The sequence below is a fragment of the Actinomadura sp. WMMB 499 genome (genome assembly GCF_008824145.1).
GTDB lineage: Bacteria > Actinomycetota > Actinomycetes > Streptosporangiales > Streptosporangiaceae > Spirillospora.
Genome location: NZ_CP044407.1, coordinates 4,941,263 through 4,965,958, shown reverse-complemented (window position 1 = coordinate 4,965,958; position 24,696 = coordinate 4,941,263). Strand labels below are relative to the sequence as shown.

The window sequence follows — 24,696 nt, the reverse complement described above, 5'->3', positions numbered from 1 at the left end:
TTCGTCATGTGCGGCCCGTCATGCGCGGCTCGTCATGCGCGGCTCGTCATGCGCGGCGTTCGGCCGCGAGCAGCGCGGCGAGCAGGCCCGGGAACGCCTCGTCGAACTCGTCGCGGCGCAGGGCGTTCATGCGGGACGTCCCGACGTAGTACTGGCGGATCAGCCCGGCCTCGCGCAGGACGTGGAAGTGGTGCGTCGCGGTCGACTTGCCGACCGGCAGGTCGATGACCCCGCACGCCAGGTCGCGCCCGGCCGCGTCCAGCTCCCCGACGATCCGGCGCCGCACGGGGTCGGCCAGCGCCTCGAGGACCTGCTGGAGGGGGACCGTCCGGACGTCCGGATGGGGCGGGACGCGGTCCCGCTCGTCCCGTCGCGTCGCCATCGCACCATCGTACGGCAGCCATCAAAGTACGATCGCCATCAAAGTTTGACAACCGTCGTACTTCTACGCTTGTGTGGAGCCCTCCCCGACCGAAGGAACGGTGCGCGATGGCCCGGACGGTGCGTTTCCACGAGTACGGCGGCCCGGACGTGCTCCGGCTGGAGGACGTCCCGGTGGGCGACCCCGGCCCCGGCGAGGTGCTGGTGCGGGTCGAGGCCATCGGGATCAACCGGGCCGAGGTGCTGTTCCGCGGCGGCGACTACATCGAGCGGGTCCGGGCGTTCCCCGCCGGTCTCGGCGCGGAGGCCGCCGGGACGGTCGAGGCCGCCGGGCCGGACGTCACGGGCCTCGAGCCCGGCGCGGAGATCAGCGTGATCCCCGCGTTCTCGATGAACGACCACGCCGTCTACGCCGAGCGCGCGATCGTCCCGGCGTCCGCCGTCCTGCGCCGCCCGGACGGGCTCGACGCGGTGGCGGGCGCGGCGGTGTGGATGCCGTACGTGACGGCCTACGGGGCGCTGCTGGAGGTCGCCGGGCTCCGGGCCGGCGACACGGTCGTGGTGACCGCCGCGTCCAGCAGCGTCGGGATCGCCGCCCTGCAGATCGCCGGCCGGATCGGCGCGCGCGCCATCGCGACCACGCGCACGGACGCCAAGCGGGACACGCTGCTGCGGGCCGGGGCGTCCGAGGTGGTCGTCACCGGCCGCGAGAACGTCGCCGACCGGACGCTCGACCTCACCGGCGGGCGCGGCGCCGAGCTGGTCTTCGACGCGGTCGCGGGCCCCGGCGTCCGCGACCTCGGGCGCGCCGTCGCGCCCGGCGGCACGCTCCTGCTCTACGGGGCGCTGAGCGGCGAGCCGACCCCCTACCCGGGGTTCGACCTCGGCATGCCCGCGCTGAACATGCGCACCTACACCCTGTTCGAGATCACCACCGACCCCGGACGGCTGCGCCGCGCGGAGGCTTTCGTCACGTCCGGCCTGCGCACCGGCGCGCTCCGCCCGCTCGTGGACCGCGTCTTCCCCCTCGACGAGATCGCCGACGCGCACCGGCACATGGAGGCGGGCGGGCAGGTCGGCAAGATCGTCGTCACGGTCTGACGGGGATCACCGCCGGCGCCGCCCGTGCCGGACGTCGACCTCCACTCCGGCGCCGGTGAACGCCGCGCGAACCCGCTCGGCCATCTCGTCCGTCATGTAGTGGTACCGCAGGTCGAGCCGGGCGAGGCCGCGGAAGGCGCCGGCGTCCAGCAGGATCCGCGCCCCCGGGTCGGTGAGGGCGCCGCGGGACAGGTCGAGGCCCTCCAGCCGGGACGGCAGCGGCGAGCCCGCGAGTTGCCCGACCATGGCGTCGACGAACGTGAAGTCGCGGAGCCCGAGGTGCCGCAGCCGGGGGTGCGCGTCCCCGTGGAACAGCGCGTCGAACGCGGCGCGCTCGTCCGGGTCCTGCGCGTCGGAGAACTCCTCGGACGACCACAGCTCCAGCCGTTCCAGCGCGGGCATCCGGCATGCGGCGAGCCGGTGCAGGGCGTCCGTGTGCACGGCACCGTTCAGCGCGAGCCGGCGCAGCCCGTCGTGCCCGCGAATCCCGATCTCCGGCCCGCCCTCGGCGCACATCTCGAACTCCGTGAGCCCCGGCAGCGCCGCCAGCAGCGGCGTCACGTCGACCCCCGACGCCAGGTGGATCTGCGCGTCGTCGATCTCCCCGACGAACAGCGCCCGCAGGTTCGGGAACTCCCCGGCCAGCTCCGTCATCGCCTCGACGGCCCCGGACAGCACGGCGGCGTCGTCATCGATGTACGGGTTCCCGGGCGGGTCGACGAAGACCTGCGGGCGGGCCTCGGCGACCGGCCGTCCCGCGTCGTCCTCGACCCGCCGGTGGTCGACCGTCCCGCCGAGCACCAGCGCCACGACGTCGGCGCCGTCCACCCGCCGCGCCAGCTCCCGCAGGTGGTCGCCGGCGTACCGGAACCCGCCGTCCTCCCACGACACCAGCGGCAGCCACCACGCCACCGAACCCGGATCGTCGAGCGCCGCCCGCAGCCGCGCCGCGTCCGGCCCCTCGCCCGGCACGAGCGCCGCCGGGACCGGCTCGCCGCGCCGCTCGAGCACCTCCGCCGCGTTCTCCCGCAGATCCCGGCTCCCGCGCGACGGCACCGCGTCCAGCACCGGCAGCCCGCCGAACTCGACGATGTGGTTCCGAGGGAAGTCGCTGACGACGATCTCGGTGGTCACGGCACGGACTCCTCGGCTCGGGCGAACGCCTCCTTAGGCGCCGGCCCGCCCGCGCCGGTTCCGTCGAACCGCGCCGGGCGTGCCCGCGCCACCGGCCGTCCAAGCAGCGGCCAAGTCTCGGCCAGATCCGCTCCCGTCGAGTTGATCTTGCGGGCGCGGGGGGACGGGCCCCTGGGGAGGTGGGGACCGTGATGCGGAAGTACGCGGCCGAGCTGGTGGGGACGCTGCTCCTCGTCTACTTCGCGGTGGGCGTGGCGACCCTGTCGTTCGGGTTCGAACTGTTCGGCACGAGCCCCGCGGCGGGCGTGGTCGCGACGGCCCTGGCGTTCGGGCTCGTCCTGCTCGTGCTGGTGTACGCGATCGGCCCGGTCTCCGGCTGCCACGTCAACCCGGCCGTCACGCTCGGCGTGCTCCTCGCCGGGCGGATGCGGCCGGTCGAGGCCGTCGGCTACTGGGCCGCCCAGTTCGCGGGCGGGATCCTCGGCGCGCTGCTGCTGTGGGCGACGTTCGCCAACTCGCCGGACTACAGCCGGTCCGTGACCGGGCTCGGCGCGGACCGGTGGGGCGCGAAGAGCCTCATCCACATCGACATGGGCGGCGCGTTCCTCACCGAGGTCGTCCTGACGGCCCTGTTCGTGTTCATCGTCCTCGCGATGACGAGCGAGGCCGCGATCCCGTCGGTCAGCGGCGTCGCGATCGGGCTCGCGCTCACCACCGTCCATCTCGTCGGCATCCCGATCACGGGCACGTCCGTCAACCCCGCCCGCAGCCTCGGCCCCGCGCTCGTCGTGGGCGGCGGGGCGCTGTCGCAGGTGTGGCTGTTCATCGTCGCCCCGCTCGCCGGCGCCGCGGTCGCCGCCGCCGCGCACGGATGGCTGCAGCGCCCCGCCAAGGAGACCCCGCTGCCTCCCCCGGACGCCGACCGGTAGCGGGCGCGTCCGCCCCGCCGGCCGTCCGTATGATTCCGGTATGACCGCAGACCTCCCGGACCAGCCCGCACGCGGGGGCCTGCGGGCTTCCAACGCCGAGCGGGACGCCGTCGTCGAGCGGCTGCGCGAGGCCGCCGCCGAGGGCCGGATCGAGCTCGACGAGCTGGAGGCCCGGCTGGACGTCGCGCTCACCGCCCGGACCCACGCCGACCTCGAACCGCTGACCGCCGACCTGCCGCCCGTGGCCCCGAGCACTCCGCTCGTCGTCAAGGGCGGGGTGCACGGTGTCACGCGCGGCGGCCGCTGGGAGGTGCCCGCGCTCATCACCGTCCACGGCGGGATGGGCGGCGCCAAGCTCGACTTCACCCGGACCCGGTGCCCGCTGCCCGAGATCGAGATCGTCGTGCAAGGAGACCTGGGCGGTGTCGTCCTGGTCGTCCCCGACGGCTGGGCGGTGGACACCACCGGCCTGGAGCCGGGCCTCGGCGGGCTCACCGACAAGACGACCCCCGACCGGCTCGCGGGCACGCCGCTGGTCCGGCTCACCGGGAACGCCGGCGTCGGCGGCTCGGTCGTGCGCCACCCCAACCGCTGGGAACGCCGCAAGCTGGAGAAGAACCCGCCGCACTGACGCGTCCCGGTCGCGGCCGGTCCCCGGGGCCGCGCCCGTCCACAGGCTGTGGACGGCGCGTCCCGCCGGTCAGTCGAGGCAGAACTCGTTGCCCTCGGGGTCGGTCATCACGATGTGCCCGTACGCGAGCGGGGGTGCGGGCTCGTGGCGCTCCAGCCGGGTGGCGCCCCGGGCGGCGAGCCGTTCGGCTTCCGCCTCGAGGGCCGTCATCCGCGCGTCACCCTCCAGCCCCGGAGCGGCCCGGACGTCCAGGTGCACGCGGTTCTTGGCCCGCTTGCCCTCCGGCACCCGCTGGAACAGCAGCCGCGGGCCCGCGCCGTCCGGGTCGACGACCGCCGACGCGTCATTGCGGCGCTCGGGCGGGATCCCCAGCGCGTCGAGGGCCTGGTCCCAGGTCTCGAAGTCCCCCGGCGGGTCCTGGAGCCGGTAGCCGAGGGCCTCGGCCCAGAACGCCGAGAGCCCGGCCGGGTCGGCGCAGTCGAAGGTGATCTGGACGTCCCGGGCCATGTCAGCCCTCCTTCCGGTGCGTGTGCAGGTACAGGTCGCGGAGCAGGCACACCTCGGACAGGTGGTGGATCATCTCGCGGTTGATGTGCAGGACGAGCCGCGCCATCGACGACTCGGCGAACGGCCCCTCCGCCTCCCCGCACGGGCGCGCCAGCCCCTCCTCGCCGAGCGACCCGACGCCCTTCACCCACGCGGCGTACTCGGCGTCGAGCTGGTCCAGCGCCTCCGCCGCGCTGCCCGCGTACGCGAACGACTCGTAGTCGGTGGGCGTGCCGCCGAAGTGCGACGCGTTGCGCATCGCGAGCACCCCGACGATCACGTGCCCGAGCCGCCAGGCGATCGTCGCCACCGGCACCGGGTCGGGCTCCGGGAACGCGAAGTCGATCGTCATCGCCCCGGACCCGGCCTGCACCGGCGCGGTGCCGGTGCCGCGCGGGCGCACGTTCCAGGCGTCCGGCACCGGCTCCCAGAAGTACTCGTCGTCGGTGAGGCCGTCGAGGCGGGCGCGCACCTGGTTGTCCCAGTGCCAGGTGAGCTGATCGGTGAGCAGGGCATTCCATGTCTGGTCGGTCATGGAGCACAGCATTCCCCGAATAGCGGACAGCATCGTTCCGTGATCTGCGGAACGATGGACTCATGACCGTCGAAGCGACCACCGAACGCGTGCTGCGCCTGCTGTCGCTGCTCCAGCGCCGACCGTCCTGGACCGCCGCCGAACTGGCCGCCGAACTGGACGTCACCGACCGGTGCGTCCGCCGCGACGTGGAACGGCTCCGCACCCTCGGGTACCCGGTGCACGCGGCGGCGGGCGTCGGCGGCGGCTACCGGCTCGGCGCGGGCACCCGGCTCCCGCCGCTGCTCCTCGACGACGAGGAGGCGATCGCGACGGCGGTGTCGCTGCGCCTGGCGTCGGGCGGGACGGTCGCCGGTGCGGGCGAGGCGGCCCTGCGGGCCCTCGCGAAGCTCGACCAGGTGATGCCGCCCCGGCTGCGCGCCGAGGTGCGCGCGGTGCACGGCGCCACCGAGACCCTCGTCGGCCCCGGCGTCGAGGTCGACCCCGAGCTGCTGGTCACGCTCGCGCGGGCCTGCCGCGACGCCGTCCGGGTCCGGTTCCGGTACGCGCGCCCGCGCGGCGACGAGCGGGAGCGCACCGTCGAGCCGGTGCGGATGGTCGTCACCAGCCACCGCTGGTACCTGATGGCCTGGGACCTCGACCGGGACGACTGGCGCACCTTCCGGCTGGACCGGATGCGCGAGGTCGAGGCGACGACCTGGCATTTCCGGCCGCGCGAGCACCCGGACCCGGTCGCCCACGTGCAGCGGTCGATGACCGAGGCCCCGTACCGGTACCTCGCCCGGATCCGGGTGCACGCCCCGCCCGAACAGGTGCGCGAACTCGTCCCGCCCCAGGTCGGACGGATCGAGGACGGCCGCGACGGGACCTGCGTGCTCGTCGCGGGCGGCGACGACCTCGACTGGATCGCCGTCCACGTCGTCCGGCTCGGCCACGACGCGGAGGTGCTGGAGCCCCCGGAGCTGCGGGAGGCCGCCGCCCGGCTCGCCCGCCGCCTCGCGGCGCTGTAGCCAACCTGTGGCGCAGGTCATAGGGCGGCCCCTGTCACACGGATCGGCGCACCGGTGTCTGGTGGTCGTCAGCGCACAGCGAGGGAACGGGAAGCCGTCATGAGCAAGGTCTGGTTCGTCACCGGTTCGTCACGCGGCCTGGGCCGCGAGTTCGTCACGGCCGCCCTGTCCCGCGGCGACCGGGTGGCCGCGACCGCCCGGAACGCCTCCGACCTCGACGATCTGGCCGCCGCGTACGGCGACGCGGTGCTCGCCCTCGAGATGGACGTGACCGACAGGGCCGCCGTGTTCGCGGCCGTGGCACGGGCCGCCGGGCACTTCGGCCGTCTCGACGTCGTCGTCAACAACGCCGGGTACGCCCAGATCGGCGCGGTCGAGGAGCTGACCGAGGGGGAGCTGCGCGAGCAGATGGAGACCAACCTGTTCGGTGCGGTGTGGGTCGTCCAGGCGGCGCTGCCCCACCTGCGCGAGCAGCGTTCCGGGCACATCGTCCAGCTGTCCTCCGCGGCCGGGGTGATCGCGATGCCGCTCGGCGGCGCGTACCACGCGTCCAAGTGGGCCCTGGAGGGCCTGAACGAGGCCCTCGCCGGCGAGGTCGCCGGGTTCGGGATCAAGGTGACCATCGTCGAGCCCGGCGGCTTCGCCACCAGGAACGGCAAGAACCCCGACCCGCTCGCGAACGGCCACATGGCCCGGACCGACCCGGCCTACGACGAGCTGCGCCGCCGGATCGGCGCGGTCGCCGGGCGGCAGCCCGCGGGTGACCCGTCCGCCGCCGCCCGCGCCCTCCTCAAGCTCGTCGACTCCGACGCGCCGCCCCTGCGGGTCCTGTTCGGCCAGGGCTTCTACCCCATGGTCCGGCAGGCGTACGCCGACCGGCTCAAGACGTGGGACGACTGGCAGGAGCTCTCGGTGGAGGCGCACGGGGAATGAGCGGGACATGAGCGACCACGCCACCGAGACGGCGACCGAGACGTTCGCGGCCCACCGCAACCTGCTCTTCACCGTCGCGTACGAGATGCTCGGATCGGCCGCCGACGCCGAAGACGCCCTCCAGGAGACCTGGCTGCGATGGGTCAAGGTGGACCTGGGGCAGGTGCGCGACCCGCGCGCCTACCTGGTCCGGATCACGACCCGCCAGGCGCTCAACCGGCTGCGCACGGTGAAGCGCCGCAGGGAGACCTACGTCGGCCCCTGGCTGCCCGAGCCGCTGCTCACCGCGCCGGACGTGGCCGAGGACGTCGAACTCGCCGAGAGCATGTCGATGGCGCTCATGCTCGTCCTCGAGACGCTCTCCCCGACCGAGCGGGCCGTCTTCGTCCTGCGCGAGGCGTTCGACGTCGGCTACGGCGAGATCGCCGAGGCCGTCGGCAAGACCCCAGCGGCCGTCCGGCAGATCGCCCACCGCGCCCGCCGCCACGTCGGCGCCCGCCGCCCCCGCGAGGCGGTCTCCCCGAGCCGGGCGCGGGCGGCCGTCGAGGCGTTCCGGAGCGCGCTCGAGAGCGGGGACCCGCAGCGCCTCCTCGACGTGCTCGCCCCGGACGTCGTCCTGATCAGCGACGGCGGCGGCGTCAAGCAGGCGGCGCCGCGGCCGATCAGCGGCGCCCTGAAGATCGCCCGGTTCATCCTCGGCGGCATCGGCAGGGCCGACGCCACGGTGGACTGCGAACCCACCTCGGTCAACGGCGGCGCGGCGCTCGTCGTCCGGCTGGACGGCGAGATCGACGGCATCATGGCGATCGGTACGGAGGGCGCCCGCGTCACCGGCCTCTACTACGTCCGCAACCCCGAGAAGCTGACCCGCGTCGAGACCGAGACCCCGCTCACCCTGCGGTAGCGGGCACCGCGCCGGCCGTCGCGCGGCGCCGTGCTCGAACGATCCGGCGAACGCGTTCTCGCCCGAACCGTCCGGCTCCGGTCGACGATCTAACCAGCGACCGGCATGGGTGAGGAGTGGTGAACGGTGCTGTCGCGGCGGGCATTCATCGGAGGCGGCGCGGCCGCCGTGGGCGGCCTGGCGGCGGCCGGAGGCGGCGTCGCCCTCGTCGAGCACGACGTCCTGCCGGGACGGGTGCGGCTCCACCGGATGCTGGGACGGTGCGGCGACCTACCGGCGCCCCCACCGGAGGCGGGATCGGTGCAGACCCGCACGTTCCGGTCGCATCGGCGTGGACGGGACGTCGCGGCATCGATCGTCCTGCCCGCAGGCACCCGCTCGGTGCGGGGCCTGCGGGTCGCGGTCGCGCTGCACGGGAACGGCGCCACCGGCCCCGGAACGGTGTCGGGCCTCGCACTCGACCGGTATCTCACCCAGGCCGTCCGCCGAGGGGCCCCGCCGTTCGCGCTGGTGGCGGCGGACGGCGGCGCCGACTCCTACTGGCATCCGCGCGCGGACGGGGACGACCCGCTCGGGATGATCCTGGACGAACTCCTGCCCCACCTCGCACGCGAGGGCGCGCGCACCGACCGGTTCGGCGCCATCGGCTGGTCGATGGGCGGGTTCGGGGCGCTCGTCCTGGGCCGGCGGGTCGGGGCGCCCCGCATGGCGGCGGTCGTCGGCAGCTCACCGGCGATCTTCGAGTCGTACGAGGACGCGCGCTCCACCAACCGGCACGCCTTCGACGATGCCGACGACTTCGCACGCCACGACGTCCTCCGGCACCTCGACCGTCTCGACGGCGTCCCGGTGCGCGTCGACTGCGGGACGGGCGACGCGTTCACGCCGATGGTCCGGAAGCTGCGCGAGCGCCTGCACCCGGAGGGGCGGATGACCGAGGGCTGCCACGACGCGGCGTTCTGGCGCGCCCGGCTCCCCGCCCAGCTCGACTTCCTCGCCCACCACCTCGCCGGGCCGCGGGGCCGGACCGGCTCGTGACGTCCGGGACCGTCCATCCATCCGGACGAGCGGCGAATTCACGGGCTTGAGCAGGACTTTAAACCACTTGGTTGTCACATGGCCGCCGCGCGCACTACAGTCCTTTAAACCGATGAGTTGAAAGCGAGAGGGAATGGCCACGGACACGCTGTCCCGAGTCTTCGCGGCGCTCGCCGACCCGACCCGGCGCGACATGGTCGCCCGGCTCTCGGAGGGCGACGCGACCGTGAACCGGCTCGCCGAGCCGTACCGGATGTCGCTGCAGGCCGTCTACAAGCACCTGCGGGTGCTCGAGGACGCCGAGCTCGTCAGCCGGCCGCACGGGCCCCAGCCCCGGACGGTGCGCCTTGAGCCCGCCGCCTTCGACCTGATGGACGCCTGGATCGAACGTCACCGGGAACGCGTCGAGCAGCGCTACCGCCGCCTCGACACCGTCCTGGCCGAGATGAGGGAGGACGACCATGAACACGGCCATCGAGGCCGATCCGGCACTGCCGATCATCCGAACGGCGCGTGACTTCACCGCGACGCCCGCGCAACTGCTGCGCGCCCACACCGACCCCGAGCTGTTCGCACGGTGGATCGGCCCCGACAACAGCGACATCCGGATCGAGCACTGGGACGCCCGAACCGGCGGGAGCTGGCGGTACGTCTCGGTGAACGACGGCACCGAGTACGGGTTCCACGGCTGCTTCCACGAGGTCGGACCGGACCGCCTCGTCCAGACCTTCACGTTCGAGGGCGCGCCCGACCAGGTCGCGCTGGAGACGCTGCGGTTCGAGGACCTCGGCGACGGACGGACGCGGCTGCGGGCCCAGTCGCTCGTCGACAGCTTCGAGGACCGCGACGCCTGGCTGCGCGGCGGCATGGAGACCGGCGTCGAGCAGGGCCACGCCAAGCTGGAGAGGATGCTCGCCGATGGCGCTGTCTGACGACCCGGCGGAGCGGCACCGGCAGGTCGCCGGACTGTTCACCGACCGGGTGCGCGGTACCCGGTCGTGGGACGCTCCGTCCCCCGTCGCCGGGTGGACCGCGCGTGACGTCGTCCGTCACCTGACCGACTGGTTCCCCGCGTTCCTGGCGTCCGGCACCGGCATCGACCTGCCGCGCGGACCGTCGGCCGACGACGACCCGTCCGCCACGTGGCAGGTGCACTGCGACGGCGTGCAGGCGCTCCTGGACGATCCCGAGACCGCGCACCGGAAACTCACCAACCCGCACATCGGCACCCTGCCCCTGGCCACCGCGATCGACCGGTTCTACACCGCCGACGTGTTCATGCACACCTGGGACCTGGCTCGGGCAACCGGCCAGGACGACCGGCTGGACCCCGACCTCTGCGCCGAACTCCTCGATGGAATGGAGCAGATGGAGGAGGTTCTCCGTTCCTCCGGCCAGTACGGCCCCCGTGTCGAGGTGCCGGACGGCGCCGACGTCCAGGCCCGACTGCTCGGCTTCATCGGCCGCGACCCGTCCTGGACGAGCGGCGAGCCGGTCGGCGGCTGAGCAACCGGTCACCAAGCCGCCAGATGCCGCCGGGGACGCGCCCGGCGGCATCGCGGCGCCAGGGCGTCGGGCCCCGCCGCCTCCGCGGCCTTCGAGGGCCTCAGGTCAGGTCGTACCGTCCGGCGACGACGTCCGCGTGGAAGGCCCGCCACGCCGCGACCTTGAACGCGAGCTTCGGCCCATCCGGGTCCTTGCTGTCACGCACGGCCGTCCCACAACACCCGCACGTCCCGACCTCCACGCACGCCTCGCCACCACTGCCACTACGGCCACTCTTCCGCCATGAGGCCACCTCGACGCATTCAGGACCCCCGTTGTTGCTGCGGCTGCTCTTCCGCCACATGAGCCTGTTGCTCTGGTCCATATCAGCACCTCGATCAGGTCAAGCTTGCGATGACCTCTTCGATCATAGAACGTGATTCGCCAGGACCAAGGGCCCGGGCACGAAGCTGATTGAACAACTGGAGGTAGGTGTCGATTTCCGCGGGCTTCTCCAAGTAGACGCTCCCCATACGCAGCTCAATGTAGACAACGTCGGGGTCAACCTGCTCGGGAAATCCCAGGACCGTGAAGGCGCCGTTGGCGATCGCTGGGTGAGCGCCCGCGTCAAAGGGCAGCACCTGGAGTTCTACACCATCGGCGCGCGACATCGTCAGCAGGTGATGGAGCTGACCACGCATCACCTCAGTCCCGCCGACCTGCCGTCGTATCGCGTCTTCATTGAGGACGAACCAGGCCGTCAGAGGGTCCTGCACGCCCAGTCTTTCCTGCCGCGTTACACGCACGGTGACGGCTTGATTCACCTCCTCCTCGGAGTACGCGCGCAACTCTGCAGCGGCAACTGCTTGGATATACGCCTCTGTTTGCAGAAGGCCAGGGATAACGTCGACGCTGTACTGCTGAATAGTCGCAGCCTCTTCCTCGAGCCCCGTATAGGCGCTGACGATGTCGGGGAGGTCGTACTGTTGCCACCAACCCTTGATCCGGCACTGTCGTGCCAGCGCCACCAACTCGTCCGTCACCTGGTCATCGAGCCCGTAGAACTTGCAGAGCATCGCGATGTCCCCGGGCTTGGGGTTGTGCGCCGCCGCCTCGATGCGGCTGATGGTGACGGGACTGATGCCCGCGAACTCCGCCGCCTCCTCCCGCGTCTTCTTCGCGTCCTTGCGAAGCTGCCGCAGGATCGCCGCCAGACGTCGACGCCGCACCGTGGGGCTCGTCCGCTTCGTCGCCATCCTGACCACCTGCACCTTTCATCCGCCGAGTGCACGACGATTTTTTGAACTAGGTCACTCGAATCGCTTGTCAGGCGATTGAAGGTCACGCACACTCTGAGTCTAGCGACGGTATACGCGGCGTGTTCGGCACTTTGGGGATCAGGTGGACGCGTCGCGCCAGGCGAGGGAGCGGGGCCATGGGGCTTGCAGGCAAGCGTCCACCCACGGGGACGAACGGACGCGCGGACGAACGCGCCGACGACGAGAGCACGCCCACCACCATGGGCGCACGGGACGGATCGTCCACTGCAAGACCACACCGCACAGAACACGGGTCCGTGCGTGTCGCGGCGGAACTGGAGAGCGTCGCGATCGGACGCCGATGGCTGCAAGCCAAGCTGCAAGACGGCGGCGTCGGTCAGTCAGCCATCGCGGACCTGCTCCAATCGCTCTCGGAAGCACTGACCAACGCGATCCTGCACGGGGACGGGCTGCACGTGACGGTCGAGTACGCGGTCATGGACGGGACGATCGAGGTGTCCGTCACCAACGGCATACGGGACGGGACGACCGGCCCTCGGCGCCGGGGACCGGTCGGGCCGGACGCGGAGAGCGGGCGCGGGCTCGACCTCGTGGAGGCGTTCAGCGACCAGTGGGGCATCGCGAGGATCTCCGGCAACCAGATCCGCGTGTGGTTCCGGGTGACGTGGGCAACGGAGGTGACGGAGTCGTGAGCGGTCGGGGCACGCACGCGGCGTCCGTCCACGCGCCACGGAGCCATCGGGGCCCGTCCGACCGCTACGCGCGGGGCGTCCTGCACGGCGCGTTCATCGGCACAGGCATGTGCGTCCTGTTCATGGCGCTGGCCATCATCGCCCTGCTGGTCTAGCGCCCCACGCGTCAGCGTCCGCGCACGCGGTACACCGGGTGGGCCTCGGCGATGCGGTCGAACTCCGCGAGCGGGGCCGTCGGGCCCAGCCGGAGATGCGGACGGGCACCGGGCGCGACGGCGACGTAACGGCGCAAAATCGGTGCCCGCTCGCGGCTCAGGACACCCTCGAGCCGGACCGGGACGTCGCGACCGCGACGGCGCAGCACGGCACTGCCGCCCGCCGCCTCCACGTTGCGGACCCAGCTCACGTCCGGTCCGAGCATCGAGACCAGGAACTCCGCGCCATCGAGGTCGGCGACGGCGACGGGGACGCCCGTCGTCCGGCCGGAGCGCCGTCCGGACACCTTCAGAACGGCGGTATGGGCCGGGCGCACGCGGCCGGTGGAGTACAACAGCGCGTCGACACGGTTCCACAACCGCATCGGCCGGGACGGGCGCCCACCGCGATACAGCACACGCTTCGCCGCACCAAGAAGCCGGAGAACGGCAGCAGTCCTGCATCCGTGGGCACCCACCGTCAACGCCGCGGCTTCCACAGCAACGCCACCGCCACCAGGCCCACCGCGCACGGCAGCACCTGCAACCAGGCCAGCGGCAGGGCGAGGCCGACATCGCCCGAGGTGTCCCGCACGGTCAGTCCGGTGAGCGCGACGGAGGCCGCGACCAGCCAGGCGACCGGCGCCGCCCAGCGCGCCCAGCTCTTGCGAGCCCGGACCGCCCACATCGTCCCGAGCCAGCCGAGAACCCCCAGCATGCCCACCACGGACAGGATCACCAGGTAGGCCGTGACCGCCGTGTCGACCTCCCCCTCCCCATAAGCGGGGTAGGACGCCCGGATGTGGTCGGCCAGGACGTGCGTCGTGGCGCGGTCGATCAGCGGATAGACCGCGGCGACGATCGTCAGGACGAGCCCGCCCCACATCGCCGGAAGGACCGCCCGGTGCCACGAGGTCGTACGTGCCGCCGGAATTCGTGCCGTCATCTCAGCTCTCCCGTCGTGTCGATGGGCCGCCCGTCACGCGCCGCACGGGCACCACCCCGGACGCACGATCAGACAGTCACTTTCTCTTCGAGAGTCACTGTACGTACGGTGAACTGACAGTCAAGTTCAATCAGACAGTCACTTGCTATGCTCGACACATGGGAGGGCTTCGCGAGCAGTGGCGGCGCAACGCCATGCGCACCATCCAGGAACGGGCCCTGGACCTCTTCGACGAGCGCGGGTTCGACGCGGTCACCATCGAGGAGATCGCCGCCGCCGCGGAGGTGTCGCCGTCGTCGGTGTACCGGTACTTCGGCACGAAGGAGGGCCTGCTCGTCGCCGACGAGTTCGACACGATGAACTCCGAGGCGATCGCGGAGATCATGGACCCCGCCGACCCGGTCGGCAGCCTCCTCCAGGCGGTCGTCCGGTACGAGTCCCGATCGGACGAGCCTGCCGGGCCCGACGGCACGCGAGGAAAGGGTCCCTGGCGCAGGGTGCGCTACTTCTTCACCGAGCCGTCGGTCCGCATGGCCGCGTGCGCGGCGCTCGACCGCGCCGCCCGGCGGATCGCGCCGCACCTGGCGACCGACGGCGGGCTGAGCCCGTCACAGGCGCGCGTCGCGGCCAACGCGGTGGCGTTCGGCTACTTCGCCGCACTCGAATCGTGGTTCGACGACGGAGGCGTCCGCCCGATCGGCGAGTACGTCGAAGAGGGACTGCGTCCGCTGCGCAGGATCTGGTCGGCGGACCAACCGCCACAACCCTGAGCACGCTCTCACCAGGCGGAACGCGTGACGATCATGCAGAGCGCCACCGCCAGCGCCATCAGCGCGCCCGCGGCCACCGAGGTCCCGCACCCACGGTCACCGGCCGCCGCGGCAACGAGGGTCACGATCGCCCACGTGACGCCGGCGACCCCGACCACGTCCCACACGTCCCACGGAGGCTGGAAGGGCATCGCCGCCAGAACGGATCCGGAGTCAGCCATCGCGCGCATGGGCCACCTCATCCTCGTATGCCGGACAGCTTCCAGTAGGTCAGGGGCGGCGGTCGGGTGTGAACCGGTCCGCGAGCTCTGCCAGCACCGAAGCCCGGCGCTGCGCACGCTCGGCGGTCACGGCCTCGGCGGCCAGCGTCCGCAGCCGCGCCCCGAGCCGGGCGAGGTCCTCGTCCGACCGCACGGCCCCGCACAGCAGTCGCACGACCTCCACGTCCCCGTTCTCCAGCGCCCCCGCCACCGCGCTCGCGTCGACCGCCGCGCCCCGGTCGAGGAGGTCGCGGGCAAGGTCCAGGTCGACGACGTGCGCGCCGACCCGCAGGGAGTTCTCGACCGGAACGCCCTGTGCGAGCAGCCACGGGACGACCGCGAAGGACCGCTGGAGCAGGGCCACCTCGAGCGGGCTCAGCCCGCTACCGACCTCCTCCGCCGGATCGCAGCCCACCTCCACCAGCCGTGCGAGCAGCGCGACGTCGTCGTCGGCCGCCGCCCGCTCCAGGGCCAGGCGCCGGAGCCGGCGCTGCGCGGCGAGCGTGCCCTCGTCCAGCGCGCCGCGCCAGTCGAGCACGGTCGCCCGGACGAGCCGGCGCAGCTTCGCCGCGGCCGACCGGGCGTCCGGGTCGCCGCCGCTTCCCAGTTCGTCGACGGCGTCGCGCATCTCCGCGCCGGTGTCGGCCTGAGTCTCCCAGGGATCCCGATCCAGGACGAGCCGTCCGAACAGCGCACGCAGGTCGCCCGCGAGCCGACCGGCCCGGTCGCCCGTGGACAGCTCCCATCCGGGCGGCAGCCCCTGCCGCCAGCAGACGACGGCACCATGGTCCGGGCCGGTGGCGGTGTGCACGTAGACGCGCTCGAGATACTCGAAACCACCGATCGGCAGGTGGACGAGCAGGCCGGACCAGTCCGGTCGGCTCTCCCCGGCGAGTTCGCACTCGTGATCGATCCAGCCCCACAGGTCGTGGTAGCCGCCACTGCCGGGATAGAACAGCTCCGCGAACGACAGCGGAACGTCCTGGCCGTCGAGATCGGTGCGCAGGTCGTAGTCGAGCCGCCCACCGAAGGTGGTGCGCCACAACGCGACGAGGGGATCGGGCAGCGGCCCGGCGCAGCGCTCGGCCACCGCGGCGAGCACCGCGTCGTCGATCGGCGGCTGCGCGTCCAGAACCAGCCGTCCGGCGAACAGCGCCAGGCCGGCCTCGCCGATGATTCGGCGTTCCCGGTCGGAGAGCGAGCCGGGCAGCACGTTGTCCGATACCTCCGTCACCCCGCGCAGCCTAGAGGTCGGACGCGCCGCCGATCCACCCGCGACGAACCGCCCGAGTCCCGCCGGTCTAGCGTCCGCGCACGGGTGCCGCGAGGAACGGGAAGCCGGTGAGGTCGCGGGTGAAGGGGACGCCGGTGATCTCTGCGGCGAGCGCGAACGTCAGGGCGATCTTGTCCCTGTGCAGGCGCCGGAAGAGGGCGTCCGCCGCTCCGTCGTCCACCGGCCTGGCGGTGGGCATGCCGAGCCGGTGCATGGCCTCGTTCAGCCTGCCCGGGTCGCTTCCCCAGCCGCCCAGCGGCCAGGGCGGGACGAACCCGGTGACCACCTCGCCGTCCACCGCGTAGACGAAACGGTCCGTCGCGTGATCGTGCCGCAGAACAGCGACCATCTCGCAGCCCCGCGACAGGTCGGAGGCGTGGCCGGTCTCGACGGCGGTCCAGCCGCCCAGCTCGACGGCAACGCTCCAACCGTTCGCCTGGACGACGCCGACATGACCGCCCTCGGATTCCAGGGGGTGTTCATCGCCCAGGTCCCAGAGCTCCGGGAACGCCACCTCCTCGCCCGCCGCGTCAGGCGCAGCGAAGCGGAACAGGACCTCGCTCGGGGTCAGCCCGCGGAAGAACGACACGCTGAAGACCTCCTCCAGCACGTTCTCGGGGCGGTCGACCCAGCGGTACGGGGCGAGGGGATCGGCCATCACGTCCTCCTCCGGAGACGCACGGCAGCCTCCCACGCACGTGCGACACCGCACGACCTCCCGATCCCGAACCGGCCGTCACCGCGCCGCCGGCGAGCGCGCGGGCGCCATCCGGTCATCCGGCGCCCGTCACCCCACCGGGCCCGGCGTCCCGTTCCGGGTCGCCGAGGCGGCGAGTTCGGCCAGGTGCCGCAGCGAGTCGGCGAGATGGTCGGGGCCGAACGGCGGGAAGTGGAGGTACTCACGGATGGACTGCGGCACCGCCGACCAGTCGTAGGTGAGCGTGACCCCGGTCTCGGACGGGCCGAGCGCCGCGAGGTCGTAGCGCCAGAGCCAGCCGCCGAACTCCAGGTGACCGTCCTCCTTCTCCTCCCCCGTCAGCCAGCCGATGGCGTTCGGCGGGTCGAACACCTGAACCTGGTTGGCCACCCGGTAACCGCCGTCTGGATGGCCGGAGTGATACATGTCCATCCGGAAGACCTGCCCCGTTCCGGTCAGCGGCGCCCGGTCGAGGGCTTCCTGTACCCAGCCGGTGCCGTCGATCGCGGCATGGGTCGACGGGTCCGCCAGGACGGCGAACACCCCCGCGACCGGCACGGCGACGGTCAGGGTGGCGCTGACGTTCTCTTGATCCACGGTGCACTCCTCGTCGGCCCCGGCCCTCCGCAGGCGCGGAAGGCGAGTTCGTCACCAATGCAGACGGTCCGGCGGCGCGGAACTCACCGGTGGTGCGGGCGGAAGCCGTCCGCGTGCCCTCCATGCGATGGGCCGACCAGGAACGGGACGTCCAGGAGGTTCCGGGTGAAGGGGACGCCGGTGATCTCGGCGGCGAGCGCGAACGCGCGGGGGATCTTGTCCTCGTACAGGCGCTCCCAGGTGGCTTCCCACTCGTCGTCGTCCATGGGGTCGGTGGGCAGGTCGAGCTTGTGCATGGCGGGGTTGAGGCCGTCCGGGTCGCTGCCCCAGCGCGCGGTCGGGCTGTGCGGCGTGAAGCAGGTGAGCGCCTCCCCGTCGGCGGCGTGGACGAACGCGTCCTCGGCGTAGTCGTGCCGGGAGACCGCGACCATCTCGCAGCCGCGCGAGAGGCGGGTACGGTACTCCGCCAGGACGGCGCACCAGCCGGACGGCTCGATCGCGATGCTCCACCCGTCCGCCTGGATCACGCCGACGTGCCCGCCGCCTTCGCCGCCGCTGGTCGCCGCGACGAACTCCGCGACCGCCTCCGACAGTTCGTCCAGCGACATCTCCCGGCCGACCGTCCCGTCCGGGCCGAAGCGGCGCAGGACGTCCGCGGGGGCGAGGCCGCGGAAGAACGACACGCAGAAGATCTCGTCGTGGTCGTCCAGCCAGCGGAACGGAGCGAGGGGGTCGGCCATACCGTCAATCTCTCACGGACGGACGGCACCGTCACCGCCCACCGGACGCCCCCGCCGGGAACCGCCCCGAACGGTTCACGGGCGGTCGGGGAGCGGGGCGAGCGGCAGGCGGAGGGTGAGGTGCGCGCCGGTGCCGGCCGCGGCGATCGTGAGGGTGCCGCAGTGCGCGTGTGCGATCTCGCGGGCGATCGCCAGACCGAGACCGGTACCGCCGGCGCCCCGGCTGCGGGCGGTGTCGAGACGGGTGAAGCGCTCGAAGACGCGTTCGCGATCGGACGGGGGGATGCCCGGGCCGTCGTCGGCGACCGTGAGGAACGCCCACGCGCCGGTGCGGCCCGCTTCCACGGTGATGCGGGAGTCGGCGTACCGTTCGGCGTTGTCGAGGAGGTTGCCGAGCAACCGGACGAGTTGCATGCGGACGCCCGAGACCGTGACGTCGCGCGGGAGGCGGGTGACCACCTCGTGCACGGAGGAGCGCCGGGACAGTTCGGCGGCTGCGAGAGCCGAGAGGTCGACCGGTTCATGGGCGACGGTCCCGCCGGTGCCGATGCGGGCGAGCAGCAGGAGATCGGTGACGATCGACTCGAGGCGGTCGGTGTCGCGGAGGGCGGAGGCGACGACGGCGGGCAGGTCGTTGTCGCCCGGGTGCATGGCGGCGTCCTCGAGGTTCGCGCGCAGGCCGGTGATGGGGGTGCGCAGTTCGTGCGAGGCGTCGGAGGCGAACTGGCGCTGCCGGGCCACCGCCTTCTCGAGGCGGTCGAGGGTCGCGTTGGCGGTGCGGGCGAGCTGGGCGATCTCGTCCTCGCCGGGCGGCTGGGGCACGCGGCGGGACAGGTCGGTGGCGCTGATCTCGGCGAGCTGGGCGCGGATGGCCTCGACGGGGCCGAGGGTGCGGCCGACGACGCGCCAGGTGACCCAGGCGGCGAGCGCGGCCAGGGCGAGGACGCCGAGGGCGAGGAGGGCTTCGAGGAGGCCGTTGCACAGGTAGGCGGGCAGGGGCGTGGCGGCGTAGACGACCGGGGAGCCGGGCTCGGTGCTGACGCGGATGGCTTCGATGACGCGGCAGTCGCGGTCCGGCCAGGCGCCGCGGCATTCGGTGTAGTCGCGGACCCGCATGTTGCTGGAGGGCCAGAGTGTGCTCACCGGGGGACCGTCCGTAGCGGGCGGGTTGGCGTTCCGGACGCGCCCGCCCGGTTCGACCACCTGGAGGACGACGTCGCCGCGGGTGTCCGGGATGGGGGTGGGCAGGGTGCCGTCGCGGAGGCCGCCGCTGACGCGGCGGGCGTCCGCCTGGGTCCGCTGGAGGAGGTCGGCCTGGACGGTGGTGCGGACGGCGACGTCCACTCCGGCGGCGGAAACGCCGAAGACGAGCACGGCGATCACGGCGGCGACGATGGTGTCCCGGGCCCGGATCGACCGGGGGCGCAGCTGCATGGCCCTCCCATCGGGTCCATCACAGACTGTCACGAGACCGGGGCTTGACCCGCATGCTACCGAGCGGTCACGAATCGGCGGGCCGAAACCCCGCGGATGAGTTTTCAGCGCTGTTCAGCCGGACATCCCGTTTTATGACGGTTCCCCCCAGAGCACCAAGGACGGACACATGGGCAGGGACGTGACCTCGGCCAACATCAGCGGCGAGGACCGGCGGCGGTACAGGGAGAAGGTGCGCAGGTGCCTGGACGTCCTGGCGCGCATGCTGGGCGAGTCCCAGTTCGACTTCCGGCGCCCCCACATCGGCCTGGAGATCGAGCTGAACCTGATCGACGCGGTCGGCGATCCGCTGATGCGCAACGCGGACGTGCTGAAGGCCATCGCGGATCCGGCGTGGGCGACGGAGCTGGGGCAGTTCAACCTGGAGATCAACATCCCGCCCCGGGAGCTCGGCGGGGAGGGGGCCGGGGAGCTGGAGTCGGAGGTCCGCGACCACCTGCTGCACGCGGACGAGCGGGCGCGGGAGGTGGACGGGCGGCTGGTGATGATCGGGATCCTGCCGACGCTGCGCAGGAGCGACATCGGCGAGGAGACGCTGTCGGCGAACGCGCGGTACAAGATGCTGAACGACCAGATCTTCGCCGCGCGCGGTGAGGAGTTCCGCATCGACTTCGACGGGCCCGAGCCGCTGCACATGCACGTCGACAACATCACGCCCGAGGCGGCGTGCACGAGCGTCCAGTTCCATCTGCAGGTGAGCCCGGACCAGTTCGGCGCCTACTGGAACGCGGCACAGGCGATCGCGGGCGTGCAGGTGGCGACGGCGGGGAACTCGCCCTACCTGTTCGGGCACCGGCTGTGGCACGAGTCCCGGATCCGGCTGTTCGAGAAGGCGATCGACACGCGCCCGGACGAGCTGAAGGCGCAGGGCGTCCGGCCGCGGGTGTGGTTCGGGGAGCGCTGGATCACGTCGGTGTTCGACCTGTTCGAGGAGAACACCCGGTACTTCCCCGCGCTGCTGCCGCTGTGCGAGGATGAGGATCCGGTGGAGGTGCTGGACGCGGGGGGCGTCCCGCAGCTCGGCGAGCTGGCCCTGCACAACGGGACCGTCTACCGCTGGAACCGTCCGATCTACGCGGTGTTCAAGGGGCGCCCGCATCTGCGGGTGGAGAACCGGGTGCTGCCGGCGGGGCCGTCGGCGGCCGACGTGGTGGCGAACGGCGCGTTCTACTACGGGCTGGTACGGGCGCTGGCGGAGGAGGACCGGGCGGTGTGGACGCGGATGTCGTTCGCGACCGCCGAGGACAACCTGCACCGCGCGGCCCGCGACGGGATGGACGCGACGCTGTACTGGCCGGGCGTGGGCAACGTCCCGGCGGCGGAGCTGGTGCTGCGCAAGCTGCTGCCGATGGCCTACGCGGGCCTCGACCGGTGGGGCGTCGATCCGGCGCGGCGGGACCGGCTGCTCGGCATCATCGAGCGCCGCTGCGTGACCGGACGGACGGGCGCCGCGTGGCAGATCGGGACGGTGCGGGAGATCGAGCGGTCGTCGCCGGGGATGTCCAGGCACGACGCGCTGCGCATGATGACGCGCGCGTACGCGGAGCACATGCGCGGCAACGAGCCCGTCCACACGTGGTCCCTGGGGGCGTAGCACCCGGCTTCTTCACAGGATCCACACATTTCACCCCCAGGGCCTCCATAGCGGGCTTCTAGAGTCTGGTGCCGTGACAGAACACGGCACCGGCGGCGAGGGACCGCCCAGGCAGCGCGTCCTCGTCGTCGAGGACGAACCGACGATCGCCCGCGCGGTCGCCGACCGGCTCGCGGCGGAGGGGTTCGCGGTGCTGGTCGCCGCCGACGGCCCCGCCGCCGTCGACCGGGCGCGCGCGTGGGCACCGGACCTGATCGTCCTCGACGTCATGCTGCCCGGTTTCGACGGGCTCGAGGTGTGCCGCCGCGTGCAGGCGGAACGTCCCGTCCCGCTGCTGATGCTGACCGCGCGCGACGACGAGACGGACCTGCTCGTGGGCCTCGGCGTCGGCGCCGACGACTACGTGACCAAGCCGTTCAGCATGCGCGAGCTGGTCGCCCGCATCCGCGCGGTGCTGCGCCGCGTCGAGCGTCCGGCACCCGACCCCCCGGCCGGGCCGGAGACCGCGCGCCCCGAGCCGCTGCGCGTCGGGGACCTGGAGATCGAGCCGGACGCGCGGCGCGTCCGCCGGGACGGCCGCGAGGTGCACCTCACCCCGATCGAGTTCGACCTGCTCGCGTGCCTGCTGCGCCACCGCGGCACCGTCCTGACCCGCGCCGTCCTGCTGGAGCGGGTGTGGGACTGGACGGACGCGTCCGGAACCAGGGTCGTCGACAGCCACGTCAAAGCGCTGCGCCGCAAGCTCGGGCAGGGCCTCATCCGGACCGTGCACGGCGTCGGATACAGCCTGGAGGACGCGACGTGAACACGGTGGCGCGGCTCTGGGCGCGGCTGCCCCGGCCGCTGGACCCGCTCCGCTCGATCCGGGTGAAGTTCGGCGTCGTCGTCATCGTGACGACGACGGTCGCGGTGCTGACCGTCCTGTGGGGGTACCGGCTGGGGTTCCGGGCGCGGGAGACGCTGCCGGTCACCGTGCTGATCTCCCTCGGCGTCATCCAGCTGATCGCGCACGGCATGACCGCGCCGCTGCGCGCCATGACGGCGGCGGCGCGGGCGATGGCGCGCGGCGACTACAGCCGCCGGGTGCGCACCACGTCCCGCGACGAGGTCGGGGAGCTGGCGGAGGCGTTCAACCGGATGGCCGCCGACCTCGCCGAGGTGGAGCGGCAGCGCCGCGAGTTCGTCGCGAACGTCTCGCACGAGCTGCGCACCCCGATCAGCGCGCTGCGCGCCGTCCTGGAGAACGTCGCCGACGGCGTCACCCCGGCGTCGCCGGAGGTGCTGGAGTCGGCGCTCGACCAGACCGAACGGCTCGGCCGGCTCGTCACCCAGCTGCTGGAGCTGTCCCGGGCGGAGGCGGGCGCGACGCCGCTCGACCCGGCCCGGATGGACGCCGCCGGGTTCGTCGACGACGTCGTCGCCGAGGCCGCCGCCGGGCACCCGGACGCGGTGTTCGAGACGGACGTGACGCCCGGCCTGCACGCCGTCGCCGACCGCGACCGGCTGCACCAGATCGTCGCGAACCTGCTGGACAACGCCGTCCGGCACGGCCCGGCGGGCGCCCCCGTCACGCTCACCGCACGGTCCGCGGGCCCGTCCGGCGGCCTCGTCGTGGAGGTCGCCGACCGGGGCCCCGGCATCCCGCCGCAGGAGCGGGCCCGCGTGTTCGAACGCTTCTCGCGCGGCGCCGCGTCCGGCCCGCGCGCCGGAACGCCCGGTGGCGGCACCGGGCTCGGTCTCGCCATCGCCCGCTGGGCGACCGACCTGCACGGCGGCGAGATCACCGTCCTGGACGTCCCCGCCGGCTGCCGCATCCGCGTCGTCATCCCCCCGAACCCCGGAGGTTCGCCATGACCAATCCGCCGGTGTCGATGCAGAAAACACCCGAGGGCCCGCCGCCCTCCGCGGCCGGGCGCCCGGTCGTGTACGGGCCGATGCCGCCGCCGTACTTCCGCAGGCCGACCAAGCTGGAGCAGGCGCTGCGGCGCTGGAAGGGGCCGGAGCCGCTGCGCCCGGCGCTGGTGGCGGCGGCGGCCGGAGCCGGACTGGTCGGCGCGGTCACCGTCGGCCCGATGCTGCGGGAGGGCTCCTTCGGCGTGGGCCTGCCGATCGCCGCCGTCGCCGTCGCGGCCGTGACGGGCGCCGCCGCGCAGCGGGCCGGACGGCTGGTGGCGCCCGCGACGCGCCGCCGCCGGGGCCTCGCCCGCGCCAACCTCACCGGCGCCGCGTTCGCGCTGCTCGCACTGGCCCTGACCGGGACGTTCGCGGTCCGCGACGCCGACTGGCTCGTCGCGCTCGCGCTGCTGCTCGCGATGCCGGTCGCCTCGTACGCGGCGGCGGGCGGGCGGTCCTGGACGGAGCTGATCGGCGGCGGGCTCGCGTACCCGGTGAGCGGCCTGCGGATGCTGCCGTGGGCGGCGCGCGGCGTCGGCCGGGCGGCGTCGCCCGGACGCGGCGTGACCTGGCCGGTCATCCGCACCGGGCTGATCGTGGCCGGGCTGCTGCTGGTGTTCGGCGCGCTCTTCGCGGGGGCGGACGCGGCGTTCGGCGACCTGGTGTCCGGCCTGATCCCGGACGTGTCGGGCGGCAACGTGTTCGTCTACGTGTTCGCGTTCGCCGCGACGCTGCTCGCCGCGCTCGCGGGCGCCCACCTCGTGCAGGCGCCGCCGCCGCTGCACCTGCTCACCCCGCGCCGGCCCGCCCCGGCCGGGCGCTGGTCGTGGATCGTCCCGATCGCCGCGCTCGACCTGCTGTTCCTCGCCTTCTGCGCCGTCCAGGCCCGGGTGTTCCTGGCCGCCGACCGGGACGCGCTGCTCGCCGAGACCGGCCTCACCTACGCCGAGTACGCACGGCAGGGCTTCTTCCAGCTCGTGGTCGTGACCGTGCTGGTGATCGCCGTCATCGCGCTGGCGATGACGTGGGCGCCGGCCGCCGGGCGCGCCGACCGCGCGACCGTCCGGACCCTGCTCGGGCTGCTGTGCGGGCTGACGCTGGTGGTCGTCGCGGTCGCGCTGCGGCGGCTCTACCTGTACGAGGAGCAGTTCGGCTGGACGCGGCTGCGGCTGTGGGTGCACGCGTTCGAGCTGTGGCTCGGGCTGGTCGTGGTGCTCGGCGCGGTCGGCGCGGTGTTCGGGTGGCGCCGGGCGCTGCTGCCGCGCGCCGTCGCGGGCAGCGCCGCCGCCGCGATGCTCGCGCTCGCCGCGCTCAACCCGGACGCGTTCATCGCGGAACGCAACGTCGACCGGTTCGAGGCGACCGGCAAGATCGACGTCATGTACCTGCGGAACCTGTCGGCCGACGCCGTCCCGGCCCTGGACCGGCTGCCGGAGCCGCAGCGCTCGTGCGCGCTCGGCGAGATCTCCGGCAAGCTGGAGGGGGACGACCCGGCCATGGGGGCGAACCTGGCGCGGGAACGGGCGCGGGACGTCCTGGCCGACCGGCCGGTCGCGCGGGACGACGGCGACTACTACGAGTGCTACAAGGTGTCGAACCCGGACGGCGGTGTGTACTCGAGCCCGCGTCCCTGACCGGC

The 24,696-nt window shown here is 73.1% G+C and carries 31 protein-coding genes; 17 read left to right on the top strand and 14 right to left on the bottom strand.

What is annotated here, in order from left to right; all coding sequences use genetic code 11:
* Positions 1 to 46 precede the first annotated feature (46 nt).
* Entirely contained in the window at positions 47 to 382 is a 336-nt protein-coding gene (locus F7P10_RS22050; protein WP_151011791.1) for a helix-turn-helix transcriptional regulator, read from the bottom strand.
* Positions 383 to 489: 107 nt separating this feature from the next.
* On the opposite strand from F7P10_RS22050, the gene F7P10_RS22045 reads away from it, so the two are divergent.
* The gene (locus tag F7P10_RS22045) at positions 490 to 1,482 is read left to right on the top strand and encodes a zinc-dependent alcohol dehydrogenase family protein (protein WP_151011789.1); all 993 of its coding nucleotides are present in this window, start codon (positions 490 to 492) and stop codon (positions 1,480 to 1,482) included.
* Positions 1,483 to 1,488: 6 nt separating this feature from the next.
* On the opposite strand, the gene F7P10_RS22040 is transcribed toward F7P10_RS22045, so the two are convergent.
* Positions 1,489 to 2,616 (bottom strand): hypothetical protein, encoded by a 1,128-nt coding sequence (locus F7P10_RS22040; RefSeq protein ID WP_151011788.1) that lies wholly within the window; start codon positions 2,614 to 2,616, stop codon positions 1,489 to 1,491.
* A 191-nt stretch (positions 2,617 to 2,807) separates the two neighbouring features.
* On the opposite strand from F7P10_RS22040, the gene F7P10_RS22035 reads away from it, so the two are divergent.
* Positions 2,808 to 3,545 (top strand): aquaporin, encoded by a 738-nt coding sequence (locus F7P10_RS22035; RefSeq protein WP_151018214.1) that lies wholly within the window; start codon positions 2,808 to 2,810, stop codon positions 3,543 to 3,545.
* Between the two features lie 40 nt (positions 3,546 to 3,585).
* Positions 3,586 to 4,176: a DUF1707 domain-containing protein gene (locus tag F7P10_RS22030; RefSeq protein WP_151011786.1), complete on the top strand. Its 591-nt coding sequence runs from the start codon at positions 3,586 to 3,588 to the stop codon at positions 4,174 to 4,176.
* 69 nt (positions 4,177 to 4,245) lie between these two features.
* Here the strand turns inward: F7P10_RS22030 and F7P10_RS22025 are convergent, their stop codons facing one another.
* Together F7P10_RS22025 and F7P10_RS22020 are read right to left on the bottom strand one after the other, a co-directional pair.
* On the bottom strand, positions 4,246 to 4,683 hold the full coding sequence (locus F7P10_RS22025) for a VOC family protein (protein WP_151011785.1): 438 nt from the start codon (positions 4,681 to 4,683) through the stop codon (positions 4,246 to 4,248).
* A 1-nt stretch (position 4,684) separates the two neighbouring features.
* Positions 4,685 to 5,257 carry a DinB family protein gene (locus F7P10_RS22020; RefSeq protein WP_151011783.1) on the bottom strand — a complete coding sequence of 191 codons (573 nt, stop codon included), beginning with the start codon at positions 5,255 to 5,257 and terminating at the stop codon, positions 4,685 to 4,687.
* Between the two features lie 62 nt (positions 5,258 to 5,319).
* Here F7P10_RS22020 and F7P10_RS22015 point away from each other — a divergent pair, with 62 nt between their 5' ends.
* The 7 genes from F7P10_RS22015 to F7P10_RS21985 all read left to right on the top strand — a co-directional run bounded on the left by F7P10_RS22015 (position 5,320) and on the right by F7P10_RS21985 (position 10,648).
* Positions 5,320 to 6,267, top strand: coding sequence for a YafY family protein (locus tag F7P10_RS22015; RefSeq protein WP_151011781.1), 948 nt, complete (start codon positions 5,320 to 5,322; stop codon positions 6,265 to 6,267).
* A 99-nt stretch (positions 6,268 to 6,366) separates the two neighbouring features.
* Positions 6,367 to 7,200 (top strand): SDR family NAD(P)-dependent oxidoreductase, encoded by an 834-nt coding sequence (locus tag F7P10_RS22010; protein ID WP_151011779.1) that lies wholly within the window; start codon positions 6,367 to 6,369, stop codon positions 7,198 to 7,200.
* A gap of 7 nt (positions 7,201 to 7,207) precedes the next feature.
* Complete coding sequence (locus F7P10_RS22005; RefSeq protein ID WP_151011777.1) at positions 7,208 to 8,104, top strand: RNA polymerase sigma-70 factor; 897 nt, start codon at positions 7,208 to 7,210, stop codon at positions 8,102 to 8,104.
* 126 nt (positions 8,105 to 8,230) lie between these two features.
* Positions 8,231 to 9,142: an alpha/beta hydrolase family protein gene (locus F7P10_RS22000; protein WP_151011775.1), complete on the top strand. Its 912-nt coding sequence runs from the start codon at positions 8,231 to 8,233 to the stop codon at positions 9,140 to 9,142.
* Between the two features lie 133 nt (positions 9,143 to 9,275).
* Positions 9,276 to 9,659, top strand: a complete 384-nt coding sequence (locus tag F7P10_RS21995; RefSeq protein ID WP_151011773.1) for a metalloregulator ArsR/SmtB family transcription factor — start codon at positions 9,276 to 9,278, stop codon at positions 9,657 to 9,659.
* Positions 9,604 to 10,074 carry an SRPBCC family protein gene (locus tag F7P10_RS21990; protein ID WP_151011771.1) on the top strand — a complete coding sequence of 157 codons (471 nt, stop codon included), beginning with the start codon at positions 9,604 to 9,606 and terminating at the stop codon, positions 10,072 to 10,074. The genes F7P10_RS21995 and F7P10_RS21990 overlap by 56 nt, the downstream gene beginning before the upstream one ends.
* Positions 10,061 to 10,648 carry a TIGR03086 family metal-binding protein gene (locus F7P10_RS21985; protein WP_151011769.1) on the top strand — a complete coding sequence of 196 codons (588 nt, stop codon included), beginning with the start codon at positions 10,061 to 10,063 and terminating at the stop codon, positions 10,646 to 10,648. Before F7P10_RS21990 ends, F7P10_RS21985 begins: the two co-directional genes overlap by 14 nt.
* Positions 10,649 to 10,748: 100 nt before the next feature.
* On the opposite strand, the gene F7P10_RS21980 is transcribed toward F7P10_RS21985, so the two are convergent.
* Together F7P10_RS21980 and F7P10_RS21975 are read right to left on the bottom strand one after the other, a co-directional pair.
* Entirely contained in the window at positions 10,749 to 10,991 is a 243-nt protein-coding gene (locus F7P10_RS21980) for a DUF397 domain-containing protein (RefSeq protein ID WP_254716793.1), read from the bottom strand.
* A 34-nt stretch (positions 10,992 to 11,025) separates the two neighbouring features.
* Positions 11,026 to 11,883 carry a helix-turn-helix transcriptional regulator gene (locus F7P10_RS21975; protein ID WP_151011765.1) on the bottom strand — a complete coding sequence of 286 codons (858 nt, stop codon included), beginning with the start codon at positions 11,881 to 11,883 and terminating at the stop codon, positions 11,026 to 11,028.
* Between the two features lie 320 nt (positions 11,884 to 12,203).
* Between F7P10_RS21975 and F7P10_RS21970 the strand changes: the two genes are divergently transcribed.
* Together F7P10_RS21970 and F7P10_RS42580 are read left to right on the top strand one after the other, a co-directional pair.
* On the top strand, positions 12,204 to 12,599 hold the full coding sequence (locus F7P10_RS21970) for an ATP-binding protein (RefSeq protein WP_176611607.1): 396 nt from the start codon (positions 12,204 to 12,206) through the stop codon (positions 12,597 to 12,599).
* The gene (locus tag F7P10_RS42580; RefSeq protein WP_176611606.1) at positions 12,596 to 12,754 is read left to right on the top strand and encodes a hypothetical protein; all 159 of its coding nucleotides are present in this window, start codon (positions 12,596 to 12,598) and stop codon (positions 12,752 to 12,754) included. Before F7P10_RS21970 ends, F7P10_RS42580 begins: the two co-directional genes overlap by 4 nt.
* A gap of 11 nt (positions 12,755 to 12,765) precedes the next feature.
* Here the strand turns inward: F7P10_RS42580 and F7P10_RS21965 are convergent, their stop codons facing one another.
* The gene (locus F7P10_RS21965) at positions 12,766 to 13,293 is read right to left on the bottom strand and encodes a nitroreductase family deazaflavin-dependent oxidoreductase (RefSeq protein ID WP_254715946.1); all 528 of its coding nucleotides are present in this window, start codon (positions 13,291 to 13,293) and stop codon (positions 12,766 to 12,768) included.
* The gene (locus F7P10_RS21960; RefSeq protein WP_218040110.1) at positions 13,275 to 13,739 is read right to left on the bottom strand and encodes a hypothetical protein; all 465 of its coding nucleotides are present in this window, start codon (positions 13,737 to 13,739) and stop codon (positions 13,275 to 13,277) included. Before F7P10_RS21960 ends, F7P10_RS21965 begins: the two co-directional genes overlap by 19 nt.
* Before the next feature lie 158 nt (positions 13,740 to 13,897).
* On the opposite strand from F7P10_RS21960, the gene F7P10_RS21955 reads away from it, so the two are divergent.
* A complete protein-coding gene (locus F7P10_RS21955; RefSeq protein ID WP_151011761.1) occupies positions 13,898 to 14,509 on the top strand; it encodes a TetR/AcrR family transcriptional regulator in 612 nt (203 codons plus the stop codon).
* An 8-nt stretch (positions 14,510 to 14,517) separates the two neighbouring features.
* On the opposite strand, the gene F7P10_RS21950 is transcribed toward F7P10_RS21955, so the two are convergent.
* The 6 genes from F7P10_RS21950 to F7P10_RS21925 all read right to left on the bottom strand — a co-directional run bounded on the left by F7P10_RS21950 (position 14,518) and on the right by F7P10_RS21925 (position 19,510).
* Positions 14,518 to 14,730, bottom strand: coding sequence for a hypothetical protein (locus F7P10_RS21950; RefSeq protein ID WP_151011759.1), 213 nt, complete (start codon positions 14,728 to 14,730; stop codon positions 14,518 to 14,520).
* 49 nt (positions 14,731 to 14,779) lie between these two features.
* The gene (locus F7P10_RS21945; RefSeq protein ID WP_151011757.1) at positions 14,780 to 16,003 is read right to left on the bottom strand and encodes an SMI1/KNR4 family protein; all 1,224 of its coding nucleotides are present in this window, start codon (positions 16,001 to 16,003) and stop codon (positions 14,780 to 14,782) included.
* Positions 16,004 to 16,070: 67 nt separating this feature from the next.
* Positions 16,071 to 16,700, bottom strand: a complete 630-nt coding sequence (locus tag F7P10_RS21940) for a DUF6461 domain-containing protein (protein ID WP_151011755.1) — start codon at positions 16,698 to 16,700, stop codon at positions 16,071 to 16,073.
* 129 nt (positions 16,701 to 16,829) lie between these two features.
* Positions 16,830 to 17,336, bottom strand: coding sequence for a polyketide cyclase (locus F7P10_RS21935; RefSeq protein WP_176611605.1), 507 nt, complete (start codon positions 17,334 to 17,336; stop codon positions 16,830 to 16,832).
* An 83-nt stretch (positions 17,337 to 17,419) separates the two neighbouring features.
* Positions 17,420 to 18,076, bottom strand: a complete 657-nt coding sequence (locus F7P10_RS21930) for a DUF6461 domain-containing protein (protein ID WP_151011751.1) — start codon at positions 18,074 to 18,076, stop codon at positions 17,420 to 17,422.
* 75 nt (positions 18,077 to 18,151) lie between these two features.
* Positions 18,152 to 19,510, bottom strand: coding sequence for a HAMP domain-containing sensor histidine kinase (locus tag F7P10_RS21925; protein ID WP_151011749.1), 1,359 nt, complete (start codon positions 19,508 to 19,510; stop codon positions 18,152 to 18,154).
* A 169-nt stretch (positions 19,511 to 19,679) separates the two neighbouring features.
* Here F7P10_RS21925 and F7P10_RS21920 point away from each other — a divergent pair, with 169 nt between their 5' ends.
* From F7P10_RS21920 to F7P10_RS21905, 4 genes are all read left to right on the top strand, one after another.
* Positions 19,680 to 21,164 carry a glutamate--cysteine ligase gene (locus F7P10_RS21920; protein WP_151011747.1) on the top strand — a complete coding sequence of 495 codons (1,485 nt, stop codon included), beginning with the start codon at positions 19,680 to 19,682 and terminating at the stop codon, positions 21,162 to 21,164.
* A gap of 73 nt (positions 21,165 to 21,237) precedes the next feature.
* Positions 21,238 to 21,969, top strand: a complete 732-nt coding sequence (locus F7P10_RS21915) for a response regulator transcription factor (protein WP_151011745.1) — start codon at positions 21,238 to 21,240, stop codon at positions 21,967 to 21,969.
* Positions 21,966 to 23,018, top strand: coding sequence for a HAMP domain-containing sensor histidine kinase (locus tag F7P10_RS21910; protein ID WP_254715945.1), 1,053 nt, complete (start codon positions 21,966 to 21,968; stop codon positions 23,016 to 23,018). Before F7P10_RS21915 ends, F7P10_RS21910 begins: the two co-directional genes overlap by 4 nt.
* Positions 23,015 to 24,691: a DUF4153 domain-containing protein gene (locus F7P10_RS21905; RefSeq protein ID WP_151011743.1), complete on the top strand. Its 1,677-nt coding sequence runs from the start codon at positions 23,015 to 23,017 to the stop codon at positions 24,689 to 24,691. The genes F7P10_RS21910 and F7P10_RS21905 overlap by 4 nt, the downstream gene beginning before the upstream one ends.
* The last annotated feature ends 5 nt before the right edge of the window (positions 24,692 to 24,696 follow it).

Bases quoted from the DNA above. Each gene is read 5' to 3' on its own strand.
- F7P10_RS22030 (WP_151011786.1), top strand. From the start codon at position 3,586: ATGACCGCAGACCTCCCGGACCAGCCCGCACGCGGGGGCCTGCGGGCT.
- F7P10_RS22015 (WP_151011781.1), top strand. From the start codon at position 5,320: ATGACCGTCGAAGCGACCACCGAACGCGTGCTGCGCCTGCTGTCGCTG.
- F7P10_RS21990 (WP_151011771.1), top strand. From the start codon at position 9,604: ATGAACACGGCCATCGAGGCCGATCCGGCACTGCCGATCATCCGAACG.
- F7P10_RS21960 (WP_218040110.1), bottom strand. From the start codon at position 13,739: ATGACGGCACGAATTCCGGCGGCACGTACGACCTCGTGGCACCGGGCG.
- F7P10_RS22035 (WP_151018214.1), top strand. From the start codon at position 2,808: ATGCGGAAGTACGCGGCCGAGCTGGTGGGGACGCTGCTCCTCGTCTAC.
- F7P10_RS22010 (WP_151011779.1), top strand. From the start codon at position 6,367: ATGAGCAAGGTCTGGTTCGTCACCGGTTCGTCACGCGGCCTGGGCCGC.
- F7P10_RS21950 (WP_151011759.1), bottom strand. From the start codon at position 14,730: ATGGCTGACTCCGGATCCGTTCTGGCGGCGATGCCCTTCCAGCCTCCG.
- F7P10_RS22050 (WP_151011791.1), bottom strand. From the start codon at position 382: ATGGCGACGCGACGGGACGAGCGGGACCGCGTCCCGCCCCATCCGGAC.
- F7P10_RS21980 (WP_254716793.1), bottom strand. From the start codon at position 10,991: ATGTGGCGGAAGAGCAGCCGCAGCAACAACGGGGGTCCTGAATGCGTC.
- F7P10_RS21975 (WP_151011765.1), bottom strand. From the start codon at position 11,883: ATGGCGACGAAGCGGACGAGCCCCACGGTGCGGCGTCGACGTCTGGCG.
- F7P10_RS22020 (WP_151011783.1), bottom strand. From the start codon at position 5,257: ATGACCGACCAGACATGGAATGCCCTGCTCACCGATCAGCTCACCTGG.
- F7P10_RS21925 (WP_151011749.1), bottom strand. From the start codon at position 19,510: ATGCAGCTGCGCCCCCGGTCGATCCGGGCCCGGGACACCATCGTCGCC.
- F7P10_RS22025 (WP_151011785.1), bottom strand. From the start codon at position 4,683: ATGGCCCGGGACGTCCAGATCACCTTCGACTGCGCCGACCCGGCCGGG.
- F7P10_RS21985 (WP_151011769.1), top strand. From the start codon at position 10,061: ATGGCGCTGTCTGACGACCCGGCGGAGCGGCACCGGCAGGTCGCCGGA.
- F7P10_RS21920 (WP_151011747.1), top strand. From the start codon at position 19,680: ATGGGCAGGGACGTGACCTCGGCCAACATCAGCGGCGAGGACCGGCGG.
- F7P10_RS21930 (WP_151011751.1), bottom strand. From the start codon at position 18,076: ATGGCCGACCCCCTCGCTCCGTTCCGCTGGCTGGACGACCACGACGAG.
- F7P10_RS22005 (WP_151011777.1), top strand. From the start codon at position 7,208: ATGAGCGACCACGCCACCGAGACGGCGACCGAGACGTTCGCGGCCCAC.
- F7P10_RS22045 (WP_151011789.1), top strand. From the start codon at position 490: ATGGCCCGGACGGTGCGTTTCCACGAGTACGGCGGCCCGGACGTGCTC.
- F7P10_RS21905 (WP_151011743.1), top strand. From the start codon at position 23,015: ATGACCAATCCGCCGGTGTCGATGCAGAAAACACCCGAGGGCCCGCCG.
- F7P10_RS21955 (WP_151011761.1), top strand. From the start codon at position 13,898: ATGGGAGGGCTTCGCGAGCAGTGGCGGCGCAACGCCATGCGCACCATC.
- F7P10_RS21995 (WP_151011773.1), top strand. From the start codon at position 9,276: ATGGCCACGGACACGCTGTCCCGAGTCTTCGCGGCGCTCGCCGACCCG.
- F7P10_RS21940 (WP_151011755.1), bottom strand. From the start codon at position 16,700: ATGGCCGATCCCCTCGCCCCGTACCGCTGGGTCGACCGCCCCGAGAAC.